At 58.4% G+C, this 13,229-nt stretch carries 12 protein-coding genes; 7 read left to right on the top strand and 5 right to left on the bottom strand.

The features are described 5' to 3' along the window. Positions 1-38 precede the first annotated feature (38 nt). From hemY to hemC, 4 genes are read right to left on the bottom strand one after another with little or no spacing between them, the layout of a single operon-like run. The gene (gene hemY / locus V1572_RS01965; protein ID WP_008501551.1) at positions 39-1,238 is read right to left on the bottom strand and encodes a protoheme IX biogenesis protein HemY; all 1,200 of its coding nucleotides are present in this window, start codon (positions 1,236-1,238) and stop codon (positions 39-41) included. 2 nt (positions 1,239-1,240) lie between these two features. Beyond that, complete coding sequence (gene hemX, locus V1572_RS01960; RefSeq protein ID WP_045417670.1) at positions 1,241-2,437, bottom strand: uroporphyrinogen-III C-methyltransferase; 1,197 nt, start codon at positions 2,435-2,437, stop codon at positions 1,241-1,243. 20 nt (positions 2,438-2,457) lie between these two features. Continuing rightward, on the bottom strand, positions 2,458-3,198 hold the full coding sequence (gene hemD, locus V1572_RS01955) for a uroporphyrinogen-III synthase (protein WP_048030787.1): 741 nt from the start codon (positions 3,196-3,198) through the stop codon (positions 2,458-2,460). Further along, positions 3,195-4,136: a hydroxymethylbilane synthase gene (hemC, locus tag V1572_RS01950; RefSeq protein WP_164712111.1), complete on the bottom strand. Its 942-nt coding sequence runs from the start codon at positions 4,134-4,136 to the stop codon at positions 3,195-3,197. The genes hemD and hemC overlap by 4 nt, the downstream gene beginning before the upstream one ends. Positions 4,137-4,485: 349 nt before the next feature. Here hemC and cyaA point away from each other — a divergent pair, with 349 nt between their 5' ends. Beyond that, on the top strand, positions 4,486-7,029 hold the full coding sequence (cyaA, locus tag V1572_RS01945; protein ID WP_045909229.1) for a class I adenylate cyclase: 2,544 nt from the start codon (positions 4,486-4,488) through the stop codon (positions 7,027-7,029). 69 nt (positions 7,030-7,098) lie between these two features. On the opposite strand, the gene cyaY is transcribed toward cyaA, so the two are convergent. Continuing rightward, a complete protein-coding gene (cyaY, locus tag V1572_RS01940; RefSeq protein ID WP_045909228.1) occupies positions 7,099-7,419 on the bottom strand; it encodes an iron donor protein CyaY in 321 nt (106 codons plus the stop codon). A gap of 135 nt (positions 7,420-7,554) precedes the next feature. On the opposite strand from cyaY, the gene lptM reads away from it, so the two are divergent. From lptM to uvrD, 6 genes are all read left to right on the top strand, one after another. Next, positions 7,555-7,758 carry an LPS translocon maturation chaperone LptM gene (lptM, locus tag V1572_RS01935; RefSeq protein ID WP_032646076.1) on the top strand — a complete coding sequence of 68 codons (204 nt, stop codon included), beginning with the start codon at positions 7,555-7,557 and terminating at the stop codon, positions 7,756-7,758. Between the two features lie 35 nt (positions 7,759-7,793). Next, entirely contained in the window at positions 7,794-8,618 is an 825-nt protein-coding gene (dapF, locus tag V1572_RS01930; protein ID WP_008501545.1) for a diaminopimelate epimerase, read from the top strand. Beyond that, a complete protein-coding gene (locus tag V1572_RS01925; protein ID WP_032646075.1) occupies positions 8,615-9,322 on the top strand; it encodes a DUF484 domain-containing protein in 708 nt (235 codons plus the stop codon). Before dapF ends, V1572_RS01925 begins: the two co-directional genes overlap by 4 nt. Continuing rightward, entirely contained in the window at positions 9,319-10,221 is a 903-nt protein-coding gene (gene xerC / locus V1572_RS01920) for a tyrosine recombinase XerC (RefSeq protein WP_395299660.1), read from the top strand. Before V1572_RS01925 ends, xerC begins: the two co-directional genes overlap by 4 nt. Then, the gene (gene yigB, locus V1572_RS01915; protein ID WP_045909227.1) at positions 10,221-10,937 is read left to right on the top strand and encodes a 5-amino-6-(5-phospho-D-ribitylamino)uracil phosphatase YigB; all 717 of its coding nucleotides are present in this window, start codon (positions 10,221-10,223) and stop codon (positions 10,935-10,937) included. Before xerC ends, yigB begins: the two co-directional genes overlap by 1 nt. A gap of 76 nt (positions 10,938-11,013) precedes the next feature. Then, positions 11,014-13,176, top strand: a complete 2,163-nt coding sequence (gene uvrD, locus V1572_RS01910; protein ID WP_023333805.1) for a DNA helicase II — start codon at positions 11,014-11,016, stop codon at positions 13,174-13,176. The last annotated feature ends 53 nt before the right edge of the window (positions 13,177-13,229 follow it).

Genomic DNA, 13,229 nt, shown 5'->3' with positions numbered 1-13,229 from the left:
GGCGATAAAAAAAGGAGGCCATCTGGCCTCCTGATGAATTACTGCTGCGTACCGTTATTTTGCAGCGTCAGCAACAGCCCATCACGGCGCATGGCGGCCGCCTCTTCCGGCTTATGCTGCTTGTCCAGCGTATCGGCAAGCCATGCGTAGTCGAAGGCATCCGGACGCTGCTTGAGCGCGGCGCGGAAGGCGAGGCTCGCCTCCTGCCATTCGCCATGCTTCATCAACGACTGGCCGAGCGTGCTCCACAGCAGCGGGCGATCGCCAACGGTTTTAATCTGCTGACGCAGCACTTTTTCGATTTGCTCAGGATTGTTGGTTTTCAGGCGCGGGATCACCATCACCAGGCGATCGTCGTACTGGCGCTTCAGACCGTCGAGGAGGATCTCCTGAGCCGTGTCGTGATCGTCACACTCGATGAGATGTTCCGCCATCGCCACCTGCAGAGGAACCTGCTGGCGCGTTTTACGGCTCTGATTCTTCCACCAGGTTTTCAGACCGTCGCTGCCCAGGTCAGCGCGCGCCTGATCCATCAGGCCAATCCACGCCAGACGCTGAAGCTCGTCACGATGTTCATCGTCGCCCACCTCGGCCTTCGCCATTGATGGAATGATGTCCAGCAGTGAGCCCCAGGCGCCGGTACGAATATAGGCCTGCTCGGCAAGACGCAGCACTTCCGGATGACGCGGCGCGACTTCCAGCAGACGGTCGATACCGTGGCGAGCCGCGTGATTCTCATTGCGTGCCAGCTGCAGACGAACGCGCGTGATTTCCACCGGAATCGGGTCGCCGTGAGCCAGCTCAGCCGCTCGCTCCAGGTGCTGATTAGCGCGGGCTTCGTCACCGCGCTGCTGCGCTGCTTCGGCCGCCAGCAGATAGTTCACCACCGGCTGTTCGGCGTGGTCGGCGTTTTTCGACATCAGCTTTTCAACCTGCTGATAATCACCCTCTGCGAGCTTAAGCAGCGCCTGCTCGGTCTGTTTACGGGCGCGGCGGCGCTTACGGCCAACGAACCAGCCGCGGGTGTGGGCACCGGTACGGAAAATACGGCGCAGGATCCACTCGATCGCAAACAGCACCACCACGCCGAGGATCAGAATGATCGTCAGACCCGTTACGCTGGTTTCAATGTTGTAGTTATCGGTCTGGATCAGGACGTAACCCTGATGACCCGCAAGCATAGGCCCCAGGACGATCCCGGCGATCAGCAGGATGAAGAGTAAGAGGACTTTTAGCATCATTACTCTCCCTGCGGTGCGCTTTCAGGCGCAGGAGCCGGAGCAGGTGCTGCTCCGCTCGTCTGCTCTGCCGGTACGCCCGGCTGTGCCAGCAGGTTACGTACGCGCGTCTGCATCAGTTTCTCCAGAATCGGCTGGCTGGCCAGCTTATCCGGCACGTTCATGGTGATGTTCTGCTGGCTTAGCTTATCAATGTCTTCGAGGAAGGCGGTGGTCGTCGCATCATCGGTGTTGTAGTAGGCGCGTACCCACGTTGAGACGTTATCCAGCGCCTGTTTGTAGGTCTCTTCCTGATGACGCGGCACGGCCTGGGCAGCGACCAGCAGGCGGGAACGAATGTTCTCGCGCAGATAGATGTCCTGGTTCGGTGCGAGCAGCGGTACGGCAGTTTCGTCACGACGGCGGACAGTGATAAAGCTGTCCATAAAGTTCTGCCAGCTTTTTTGCAGGTTAATGCGCCATTCGCTCAGGGAGCTTGAAAGCTCGGTACCGTCGGAATCCATCGGGGAGTCGTCGTCGTTATTATCCGCCAGCTGCAGGTTATCAATCTGATTCGACAGCTGATTCACTTTAAGGATAATGCCGTCGTAATCCACCTGCGAGACGGCGGAGAGGCTGGCGATGTCTTCGGTAATCGCGCGACGGGCGGTAATAAGGCTTGGGTCGTTCATGTCCGCCAGGCTTGCATCGGCGCTTTTCAGCAGCGCGGCAGCGGTGGTGACGTCCTGATCGCTCCAGAGCTTACGTCCGGCGAGCTTCACCAGGAAGTCAGCCTGCGAGAGCAGCCAGGTTTTGGCATCGGTGCCGGAAATGGTGGCGACTTTCTGCTGTACTTCACCCAGCTGTTTGGTCAGCTCTTCCTGTTTGCTGTTCGCTTCGGCGAGCGCCGCGGCCTGCTGCTTAATCACGGCTTCCAGCTCGGTTTTCTGCGTCTCCTGCTCTTTTTGCAGGGCAGTGAGCTGATTCACCAGCGCGTCGCTGGTAGATGTCTGGTTAGCGCTCTGTTGCTTCACCAGCCCGTACAGGCCAACCCCCGCTGCCAGCGCAATGGCGATGGCAATCGCGCTCAGCGTGAGGCTTGTTTTGTTGCTGCCGTTTTTCTTCTCAGCGGTTTTCTCAGTCGTCTCTGGCTGTGGCGTCGTCTCCACAGTCTCCCTGGTCTCTTCAACCACGGCGGAGGATTTGTCGTGTTCCGTCATTATGGCTTCCCATTTGAGAGTTATTGTAATGCGCGCAGCAGCGCATCGTTGTCGGCGTTATCAGCGATCCGAATATCCTGCCAGCCCAGTTCCCGGGCCTGGTTCGCCAGACGCTCACTGACGACCAGAAGCCGACAGCGGAGTAACCAGTTTTCGCGATACCAAAGCGGTATCAGCGCCCAAAGCTGTTGTAACATTTCACCGCTGGTCACCACCAGCGTATTGATGCCTCGCGCGTGCCAGCGCATCGCCTCTTCCGCACCATCGTAGTGTTTTGCACAGCGCTGATAGCACTCAACGAACGTCACGTTCGCACCACGTTCACGCAGCGTTTCGCCCAGCAGCTCGCGGCCCCCATTGCCACGCAAAATGAGCGCACGCTTGCCGGCAACAGTTTGTAATTCAGGTAATTGTAGCAAGACTTCACTGATTTCCCGATCTAACGGGTAACGAACGTCCGCGCTGCTTACGGTATGAAGTGCCAGTGCCGTTGTACGGCCAATCGCGAAATAGCGGGGGGCGGTTGGCCACGCCAGTCCCTGCTGCTGCAGCTGTGCGTGGGCAAATTCCACGGCATGCTGCGACAGCGCAAACAGCAGGTCACCGTCCTGAAGGGTATTCATCTGGTCGGCGAGCGCAGAGAGCTCGCGACCGGGGGAGAATTCAATGAGCGGAAAACTCCAGGCCACCTGCCCCAGTGTGCGCAGACGGCTCACTAACTGCTCTCCTGCGGGAGAAGGGCGGGTGACGAGAATACTCATGCAGGGGGTTCTCCATTGTAAACGTCAGCCAGAATCTCGCGGGCGCCGTTATCCAGCAATTCTTCCGCCAGCGACACGCCAAGCTGCTCGGCATCTTGCGCTTTTCCGCGACGTTCGCCGCGTACCATCTGCGAACCGTCCGGGGCGCCTACCAGCGCGCGCAGCCACAGTTCGCCATTCGTCAATTCAGCATAGCTGCCAATCGGAACCTGGCACCCGCCTTCGAGGCGGGTATTCATCGCCCGCTCCGCTTTTACGCGGGTAGCGGTTTCGTCATGATTCAGTGGAGCAAGCAGCGCGCGGGTACGTGCATCGTCCAGGCGGCACTCGATGCCGACAGCACCCTGACCAACAGCCGGCAGCGACAGCTCTGGCGGCAGCGCCACGCGAATACGTTCCTCCAGCCCCAGACGCTTCAGGCCGGCAACGGCGAGAATAATGGCATCGTAATCGCCGTTATCCAGCTTGCCCAGACGCGTGCCGACGTTACCGCGCAGCGAGCGAATGATCAGATCGGGACGACGCTCCGCCAGCTGACACTGACGGCGTAAACTGGACGTGCCAACCACGCTACCCGCTGGCAGCGCGTCGAGCGAGTCATAGCGGTTAGAGACAAACGCATCGCGCGGATCTTCGCGCTCGCAGATGGTCACCAGCCCCAGCCCCTCCGGGAACTCGACGGGCACGTCTTTCATCGAATGTACGGCGATATCGGCGCGGTTCTCAAGCAATGCCAGTTCCAGTTCTTTGACGAACAGGCCTTTGCCGCCCACTTTCGCCAGCGGCGTATCGAGGATCACGTCACCGCGCGTGACCATCGGCACCAGCTCGACGCGCAATCCGCTGTGGCAGGCTTCCAGGCGCTGCTTCACATAATGTGCCTGCCAGAGCGCGAGAGGGCTTTGGCGTGTGGCAATTCTCAAAACATTGTCTAACATGCTTGTTACCGTCATTATCAATCGCTAACCATCCTAACATTGTTGACTCTGGGATGGCAGTTTTACGGTTGATGAAGCGCGAGAGGGACAAGGCGGCGTATTCGTCAGCCATAGCCGTATTCAGGAATTTACACGTACAGAACGGTGCTACACTTGTATGTAGCGCATCTTTCTTTACGGTCAATCGGCAAGGTGTTAAATTGATCACGTTTTAGACCATTTTTTCGTCGGTACCACCAAAAATGATAAGGGCGAAAAAGGGTAACGGTTATCTTTTTGAAATACTGCGGGTCCGTTGTTACTCGTGTTTTGAATAGCTGCGACACCCGGAAACATCAGGCGATACGTCTTGTACCTCTATATTGAGACTCTGAAACAGAGACTGGATGCCATAAATCAACTGCGTGTGGATCGCGCGCTTGCTGCTATGGGCCCTGCTTTCCAGCAGGTATACAGTCTGCTGCCGACATTATTGCACTATCACCACCCGCTGATGCCTGGCTACCTTGATGGTAACGTTCCCCAGGGCATTTGCCTTTTCACGCCTGATGAAACCCAACAGCATTATTTGAACGAGCTGGAACTCTACCGCGGCATGCCGCCGCAGGAGTCCCCAAAAGGTGAACTGCCGATTACCGGCGTTTACTCAATGGGGAGCACCTCATCGGTAGGGCAAAGCTGTTCTTCGGACCTGGACATCTGGGTCTGCCATCAGTCCTGGCTCGATAACGAAGAGCGTCAGCTGCTGCAGCGTAAATGCAGCCTGCTGGAGAGCTGGGCGGCATCGCTCGGTGTGGAAGTGAGCTTCTTCCTGATTGATGAAAACCGTTTCCGCCATAACGAAAGCGGCAGTCTGGGTGGTGAGGACTGCGGCTCGACCCAGCACATCCTGTTGCTGGATGAATTCTACCGTACTGCTGTGCGTCTGGCCGGGAAGCGTATTCTGTGGAATATGGTCCCGTGTGAAGAGGAAGAGCATTACGACGATTACGTCATGTCGCTTTACGCGCAGGGCGTACTGACGCCAAACGAATGGCTGGACCTCGGCGGTCTCAGCTCTCTGTCTGCGGAAGAGTACTTCGGCGCAAGCCTCTGGCAGCTCTATAAGAGTATCGACTCGCCGTACAAAGCGGTGCTCAAAACGCTGCTGCTTGAAGCCTATTCCTGGGAATACCCGACGCCGCGCCTGCTGGCGAAAGACATCAAGCAGCGCCTGCACGACGGGGAAATTGTCTCCTTCGGGCTCGACGCCTACTGCATGATGCTGGAACGCGTGACCGAATATCTGAAAGCCATTGATGACACCACGCGTCTTGACCTGGTGCGTCGATGTTTCTATCTCAAAGTCTGTGAGAAGTTGAGCCGCGAGCGCGCCTGCGTGGGCTGGCGTCGTGAAGTGGTCAGTCAGTTAGTCAAAGAGTGGGGATGGGACGAAGCGCGTCTGTCCATGCTCGACAACCGGGCCAACTGGAAAATCGATCAGGTGCGTGAAGCGCACAACGAACTGCTCGATGCGATGATGCAAAGCTACCGTAACCTGATCCGCTTTGCGCGCCGTAACAACCTCAGCGTTTCCGCCAGTCCGCAGGACATCGGGGTGTTGACCCGTAAGCTGTACGCCGCGTTTGAAGCGCTGCCGGGTAAAGTCACGCTGGTTAACCCGCAGATTTCGCCTGACCTGTCAGAACCGAACCTGACCTTTATCTACGTGCCGCCGGGCCGCGCGAACCGCACCGGGTGGTATCTGTACAACCGTGCGCCAAGCATGGATTCCATCATCAGCCATCAGCCGCTGGAATATAACCGCTATCTGAACAAGCTGGTGGCCTGGGCCTGGTTTAACGGCCTGCTGACCTCGCGTACGCGCCTGTTCATCAAAGGCAACGAGGTGGTCGATCTCGCTAAGCTGCAGGAGATGGTCGCGGATGTGTCGCACCACTTCCCGCTGCGTCTGCCTGCGCCGACGCCAAAAGCCCTCTACAGCCCGTGCGAGATTCGCCATCTGGCGATCATCGTCAACCTGGAATATGACCCGACGGCGGCCTTCCGCAATCAGGTGGTCCATTTTGACTTCCGCAAGCTGGACGTCTTTAGCTTTGGCGAGCAGCAAAACTGCCTGGTCGGCAGCGTGGACCTGCTCTACCGCAACTCGTGGAACGAAGTGCGTACCCTGCACTTCAACGGCGAGCAGGCGATGATCGAGGCGCTGAAAACCATTCTCGGCAAGATGCACCAGGATGCCGCGCCGCCGGACAGCGTGGAAGTGTTCTGCTACAGCCAGCACCTGCGTGGATTGATTCGTACCCGCGTGCAGCAGCTGGTCTCGGAATGTATCGAACTGCGTCTCTCCAGTACCCGTCAGGAAACCGGGCGCTTTAAGGCGCTGCGCGTCTCCGGTCAGACCTGGGGCCTGTTCTTTGAACGCCTCAACGTGTCGGTACAGAAGCTGGAAAACGCCATCGAATTCTACGGCGCGATTTCGCATAACAAGCTGCATGGCCTGTCGGTGCAGGTGGAAACCAACCACGTTAAGCTTCCGCAGGTGGTGGACGGCTTTGCCAGTGAAGGGATTATTCAGTTCTTCTTTGAAGAGTCGGGTGATAACGCCGGGTTTAACATCTACATTCTGGATGAGACCAACCGCGCCGAGGTGTATCACCACTGTGAAGGCAGTAAAGAGGAGCTGGTGCGCGACGTCAGCCGCTTCTACTCCTCTTCGCATGACCGCTTTACCTACGGCTCAAGCTTTATCAACTTTAACCTGCCGCAGTTCTACCAGATTGTGAACGTCGACGGTCGTACGCAGGTGATTCCGTTCCGCACCCAGGCCGTCACGCCTGCCGCGCCTGCCAATCAGGACACCGCGCCGCTGTTGCAGCAGTATTTCTCCTGAGCCTTTTCGCCGGGTGGCGCTTACGCTTACCCGGCCTACGGTTCGAGTCGCTGTTGCCGGGCGACAAAACTACCTGAAACTCACCGCCTCACCCGCCTGTGCAGTCGCGGCCTGTTCCAGCAGATCCCAGAACGGCACGCCGCTGCGGTCGCAAACCCATTCCCCGTCTTTCAGATCGAAATGATAGCCGCCCTGTTTAGCGGCCAGCCAGACCTGGTGAAGCGGCTCCTGGCGGTTAATAATAATTTTGCTGCCATTTTCGAAGCTCAGGGTCAGAATACCGCCGTTGATTTCACAATCGATATCGCTGTCGCCGTCCCAGTCGTCAATACGCTCTTCGATGGTCATCCACAGGTTGTCGGCAAGGCGATGGAATTCACTGTCGTTCATGGTTTTGTTCCTGTTTTTCGTGATGCCGGCAGTATAACCCTAAATAATTCCCGTTGCAGGAAAGCGGCAAACTCTTGCTTTTGTGTCTTCTCCTGCGATGATAGAAACAGATTTGAACTTACGGGCAACTTTATAATGAAAAACGCTTTCCGAACGCTTGCCGTTCTCATCACGCTGTTTAGCCTGACTGGCTGCGGACTGAAGGGACCACTGTACTTTCCGCCTGCGGATAAAACCGCACCGCCGCCGACGAAACCGGTTAACAGCGGCATTGAGTCTTCCACGCCAAACACTAACGACCGTGGCGACAACGGCGGCCCGACTCAGGTTAATCTCTGACGACAACGTTCTGTACCCGCGCAATGGAGCAAATGATGCAGTTCTCTAAAATGCATGGCCTTGGCAACGATTTTATGGTCGTCGACGCGGTAACGCAGAATGTGTTTTTCTCCCCGGAACTGATCCGTCGTCTGGCGGATCGGCATCTGGGCGTGGGGTTCGATCAGCTGCTGGTGGTTGAGCCGCCGTACGATCCCGACCTCGATTTCCACTACCGTATTTTTAACGCAGACGGCAGCGAAGTTAACCAGTGCGGCAACGGCGCGCGCTGTTTCGCCCGCTTTGTCCGTCTGAAAGGGCTGACCAACAAGCGTGATATTCGCGTCAGCACGGCCAATGGTCGCATGGTGCTCAGCGTCACCGATGATGAGCTGGTGCGCGTGAACATGGGCGAACCTAACTTCGAGCCCTCCGTCGTGCCGTTTCGCGCAAACAAAGCGGAAAAGACCTATATTATGCGGGCGGCCGAGCAGACAGTATTGTGCGGCGTCGTCTCAATGGGTAACCCACACTGCGTGATTCAGGTTGATGATGTGGAAACCGCGGCGGTCGAAACGCTCGGCCCGGTGCTGGAAAGCCACGAACGTTTCCCGGAGCGCGCGAACATCGGTTTTATGCAGGTGGTGAAGCGCGAGCACATTCGTCTGCGGGTTTATGAGCGCGGCGCGGGCGAGACGCAGGCCTGCGGAAGCGGAGCCTGTGCGGCAGTGGCCGTGGGCATCTCCCAGGGGCTACTGGCAGAAGAGGTTCGCGTGGAATTACCGGGCGGTCGGCTTGATATCGCCTGGAAAGGACCGGGTCATCCACTGTATATGACTGGCCCGGCGGCACATGTCTATGACGGGTTTATCCATCTATGAAACAACCAGGGGAAGAACTGCAGGAAACAGTGACGGAACTGGACGACAGGGCTGTTGTTGATTATCTGCTGCGCAATCCTGAGTTTTTTATTCGCAATGCACGCGTCGTCGAAGAGATGCGCGTGCCGCATCCGGTTCGCGGGACCGTGTCGCTGGTGGAATGGCACATGGCGCGCGCGCGCAACCACATCAACCAGCTCGAAGAGAACATGACGCTGCTGATGGAGCAGGCCAGCACCAACGAAAGCCTGTTCTATCGTCTGCTGCATCTGCAGGCGCGTCTGGCGTCGGCGCACAGCCTTGACGAGTTCCTCAGCCGCTTCCACCGCTGGGCGCGCGAGCTGGGGCTGGCGGGCGCAACGATTCGTCTTTTCCCTGACCGCTGGCGCATCGGCGCGCCGTCGGGATTTACCCATCTGGCACTGAGCCGTCAGGCGTTTGAGCCGCTGCGCATTCAGCGTCTGGGCCATGAGCACCACTATCTGGGGCCGCTTAATGGACCTGAGCTGCTGGTGGTGTTGCCGGAGGCAAAAGCGATTGGCTCGGTGGCGATGTCGCTGATGGGGCGCGATGGCGATCTGGGCGTCATCTTATTTACCAGCCGCGACGCGCATCACTATGAGCAGGGGCAAGCCACGCACCTGCTGCAGGAGATCGCCCTGATGCTGCCTGAGCTGCTGGAGCGCTGGATTGAGCGCGTATGACGGACGGACTGCTCGCCACTGACGTCTCGCGCTTTCTGCGCTATCTCGGCGTGGAGCGTCAGCTTAGCCCCATTACGCTGCTTAACTATCAGCGTCAGCTTGATGCCATCATGCAGATCGCCGAAGAAATCGGCCTGAAAAGCTGGCAACAATGTGATGCTGCGACGGTACGCGGGTTTGTTGTGCGTAGCCGTAAAAAAAACCTCAGCCCGGCGAGCCTGGCGCTCAGGCTCTCAGCGCTGCGCAGCTTCTTCGACTGGCTAGTCAGCCAGGGGGGCTTAAAAGCCAACCCGGCAAAAGGGATCGCCACGCCGAAGGCGCCGCGCCATCTGCCTAAAAATATTGACGTTGACGACGTAAACCGCCTGCTGGATATCGATCTGAACGATCCGCTGGCCGTGCGCGATCGCGCGATGCTGGAGGTGATGTACGGTGCCGGGCTGCGTCTGTCTGAACTCGTCAACCTTGATCTCAAGCATCTCGATCTGGAATCGGGCGAAGTGTGGGTAATGGGTAAGGGCAGCAAAGAGCGCCGCCTGCCGATTGGCCGCAATGCGGTCTCCTGGATTGAGCACTGGCTTGACCTGCGCGGGCTGTTTGGCTCCGACGAAGATGCGCTGTTCCTGTCGAAACTCGGCAAGCGGATCTCGGCGCGTAACGTGCAGAAGCGCTTTGCGGAGTGGGGCATTAAGCAGGGGCTTAACAGCCACGTGCATCCGCACAAGCTGCGCCACTCCTTTGCAACACATATGCTTGAGTCGAGCGGCGATCTGCGCGGCGTGCAGGAATTGCTCGGCCATGCGAACCTGTCGACCACACAAATTTATACCCACTTAGACTTCCAACACCTTGCCTCGGTGTATGACGCGGCGCATCCACGCGCCAAACGGGGGAAATAATGCGTTTTTACCGCCCACTCGGTCAGATCTCAGCCCTGACGTTTGACCTTGATGACACTCTTTATGACAACCGCGAGGTGATCCTGCGTACCGAGCAGGAGTCCCTGGCGTTTGTGCAGAACTACCATCCCGCGCTGAAGGCGATACAGAACAAGGATTTCCAGAAGCTGCGCCAGTCCCTGCGGGAGACCGAGCCGGACATTTACCACGACGTGACCGAATGGCGTCGTCGCGCGGTTGAGCAGGCGATGCTGAATGTGGGCCTGAGCGCGCAGGATGCCGCCATTGGCGCGGAAGCGGCCATGGAAAACTTCGCCAAATGGCGCAGCCGTATCGACGTGCCGCAGGAAACCCACGACACGCTGGCGAAGCTTGCCGAAAAGTGGCCGCTGGTAGCCATCACCAACGGCAATGCCCAGCCAGAGCTGTTTGGCCTGAGCGATTACTTTGAATTCGTGCTGCGTGCGGGTCCTCACGGGCGCGCGAAGCCGTTCAGTGACATGTACCATCTGGCGGCAGATAAGCTTAACCTGCCGCTGGGTGAGATCCTGCACGTGGGGGATGACCTGACCACAGACGTGGCGGGCGCTATCCGCTGCGGCATGCAGGCCTGCTGGATCAAGCCGGAAAACGCTGACCTGATGATCGCCTCCGATAGCCGTCTTCTGCCGCACGTGGAAATTTCGCGGTTGGCATCCCTCACGACGCTGATATAATCATCAATTGTTCTGTATAAATTAACAGGGTTTTGGCGAATGCTCTTCGCCTGCCCGACATGACGTGACGGTGCCAATGGACGTTTCTTACCTGCTCGACAGCCTTAATGACAAACAGCGTGACGCGGTTGCCGCCTCGCGCACCAACCTGCTGGTGCTGGCTGGAGCGGGCAGTGGTAAGACGCGCGTGCTGGTTCACCGTATCGCCTGGCTGCAGAGCGTGGAAAACTGCTCGCCGTACTCCATCATGGCGGTCACGTTCACCAACAAGGCGGCGGCGGAGATGCGCCACCGCATCGCGCAGCTGATGGGCACCAGCCAGGGCGGCATGTGGGTCGGTACCTTCCACGGTCTGGCGCACCGCCTGTTGCGTGCGCACCACATGGACGCCAACCTGCCGCAGGATTTCCAGATCCTCGACAGCGAAGACCAGCTCCGTCTGCTGAAGCGCCTGATCAAGGCGATGAACCTCGATGAGAAGCAGTGGCCGCCGCGTCAGGCGATGTGGTACATCAACGGCCAGAAAGACGAAGGGCTGCGCCCGCACCACATTCAGAGCTTCGGCAACCCGGTCGAGCAGACCTGGCAGAATGTTTACAAGGCCTATCAGGAAGCCTGCGATCGCGCCGGTCTGGTGGATTTTGCCGAGCTGCTGCTGCGCGCCCACGAGCTGTGGCTCAACAAGCCGCACATTCTGCAGCACTACCGTGAACGCTTTACCAATATCCTGGTGGACGAATTCCAGGATACCAACAATATCCAGTACGCATGGATCCGTCTGCTGGCCGGTGATACCGGCAAGGTGATGATCGTGGGCGATGACGACCAGTCGATCTACGGCTGGCGCGGGGCGCAGGTGGAGAACATCCAGCGCTTCCTCAACGATTTCCCGGGTGCACAGACCATCCGTCTGGAGCAGAACTACCGCTCAACCAGCAACATTCTGAGCGCGGCCAACGCCCTGATTGAGAACAACAACGGGCGTCTGGGTAAAAAGCTGTGGACCGACGGCGTAGACGGCGAACCAATTTCGATTTACTGCGCGTTTAACGAACTCGACGAAGCGCGCTTCGTGGTCAACCGCATCAAAACCTGGCAGGACAACGGCGGCGCGCTGGAGCAGTGCGCTATTCTCTATCGCAGCAACGCCCAGTCGCGCGTGCTGGAAGAGGCGCTGCTGCAGGTGAGCATGCCGTACCGCATTTACGGCGGCATGCGCTTCTTCGAACGTCAGGAAATCAAAGATGCGCTCTCGTATCTGCGTCTGATTGCCAACCGTAACGACGACGCGGCGTTTGAACGCGTGGTGAACACCCCAACCCGCGGGATTGGCGACCGTACGCTGGACGTGGTGCGTCAGGCCTCGCGCGACCGCCAGCTGACGCTGTGGCAGGCGTGCCGCGAGCTGCTGCAGGAAAAGGCCCTTGCCGGACGCGCGGCCAGCGCCCTGCAGCGCTTCCTTGAGCTGATTGACGCCCTGGCGCAGGAAACCGCCGACATGCCGCTGCACGTGCAGACCGACCGGGTGATTAAAGACTCGGGCCTGCGCACCATGTACGAGCAGGAAAAAGGCGAGAAGGGCCAGACCCGTATTGAGAACTTAGAGGAACTGGTCACGGCAACGCGCCAGTTCAGCTACAACGAAGAAGACGAAGACCTGATGCCGCTGCAGGCGTTCCTCTCTCACGCCGCGCTGGAAGCGGGGGAAGGGCAGGCGGACACCTGGCAGGATGCGGTTCAGCTCATGACCCTGCACTCTGCCAAAGGCCTCGAATTCCCGCAGGTGTTTATCGTCGGCATGGAAGAGGGGATGTTCCCGAGCCAGATGTCGCTGGATGAAGGCGGACGTCTGGAAGAGGAACGCCGTCTGGCCTACGTGGGCGTGACGCGAGCGATGCAGAAGCTGACGCTGACCTACGCTGAAACCCGACGTCTGTACGGTAAAGAGGTCTATCACCGTCCGTCGCGCTTTATCGGTGAACTGCCGGAAGAGTGTGTCGAAGAGGTACGTCTGCGGGCGAGCATCAGCCGCCCGGTCAGCCATCAGCGCATGGGCTCGCCGATTGCGGAAACCGACACCGGCTACAAGCTGGGCCAGCGCGTGCGCCATTCGAAGTTTGGCGAAGGTACCATTGTGAATCTGGAAGGCAGCGGCGAGCACAGCCGCCTGCAGGTGGCGTTCCAGGGGCAGGGGATCAAATGGCTGGTGGCGGCCTACGCGAAGCTGGAAACAGTCTAACATTCAGAAAAATATCATTATTTTGCAATAATCTGCTAGCCTTATACAGTGAA

Source organism: Enterobacter quasiroggenkampii (assembly GCF_043972695.1).
Classification (GTDB): Bacteria; Pseudomonadota; Gammaproteobacteria; order Enterobacterales; family Enterobacteriaceae; genus Enterobacter; species Enterobacter quasiroggenkampii.
The sequence above is the reverse complement of the archived record's forward strand: the minus strand, read 5'-3'. Positions and strand labels throughout refer to the sequence as shown.

Bases quoted from the DNA above. Each gene is read 5' to 3' on its own strand.
- hemY (WP_008501551.1), bottom strand. From the start codon at position 1,238: ATGCTAAAAGTCCTCTTACTCTTCATCCTGCTGATCGCCGGGATCGTC.
- hemX (WP_045417670.1), bottom strand. From the start codon at position 2,437: ATGACGGAACACGACAAATCCTCCGCCGTGGTTGAAGAGACCAGGGAG.
- hemD (WP_048030787.1), bottom strand. From the start codon at position 3,198: ATGAGTATTCTCGTCACCCGCCCTTCTCCCGCAGGAGAGCAGTTAGTG.
- hemC (WP_164712111.1), bottom strand. From the start codon at position 4,136: ATGTTAGACAATGTTTTGAGAATTGCCACACGCCAAAGCCCTCTCGCG.
- cyaY (WP_045909228.1), bottom strand. From the start codon at position 7,419: ATGAACGACAGTGAATTCCATCGCCTTGCCGACAACCTGTGGATGACC.
- lptM (WP_032646076.1), top strand. From the start codon at position 7,555: ATGAAAAACGCTTTCCGAACGCTTGCCGTTCTCATCACGCTGTTTAGC.
- dapF (WP_008501545.1), top strand. From the start codon at position 7,794: ATGCAGTTCTCTAAAATGCATGGCCTTGGCAACGATTTTATGGTCGTC.
- V1572_RS01925 (WP_032646075.1), top strand. From the start codon at position 8,615: ATGAAACAACCAGGGGAAGAACTGCAGGAAACAGTGACGGAACTGGAC.
- xerC (WP_395299660.1), top strand. From the start codon at position 9,319: ATGACGGACGGACTGCTCGCCACTGACGTCTCGCGCTTTCTGCGCTAT.
- yigB (WP_045909227.1), top strand. From the start codon at position 10,221: ATGCGTTTTTACCGCCCACTCGGTCAGATCTCAGCCCTGACGTTTGAC.
- uvrD (WP_023333805.1), top strand. From the start codon at position 11,014: ATGGACGTTTCTTACCTGCTCGACAGCCTTAATGACAAACAGCGTGAC.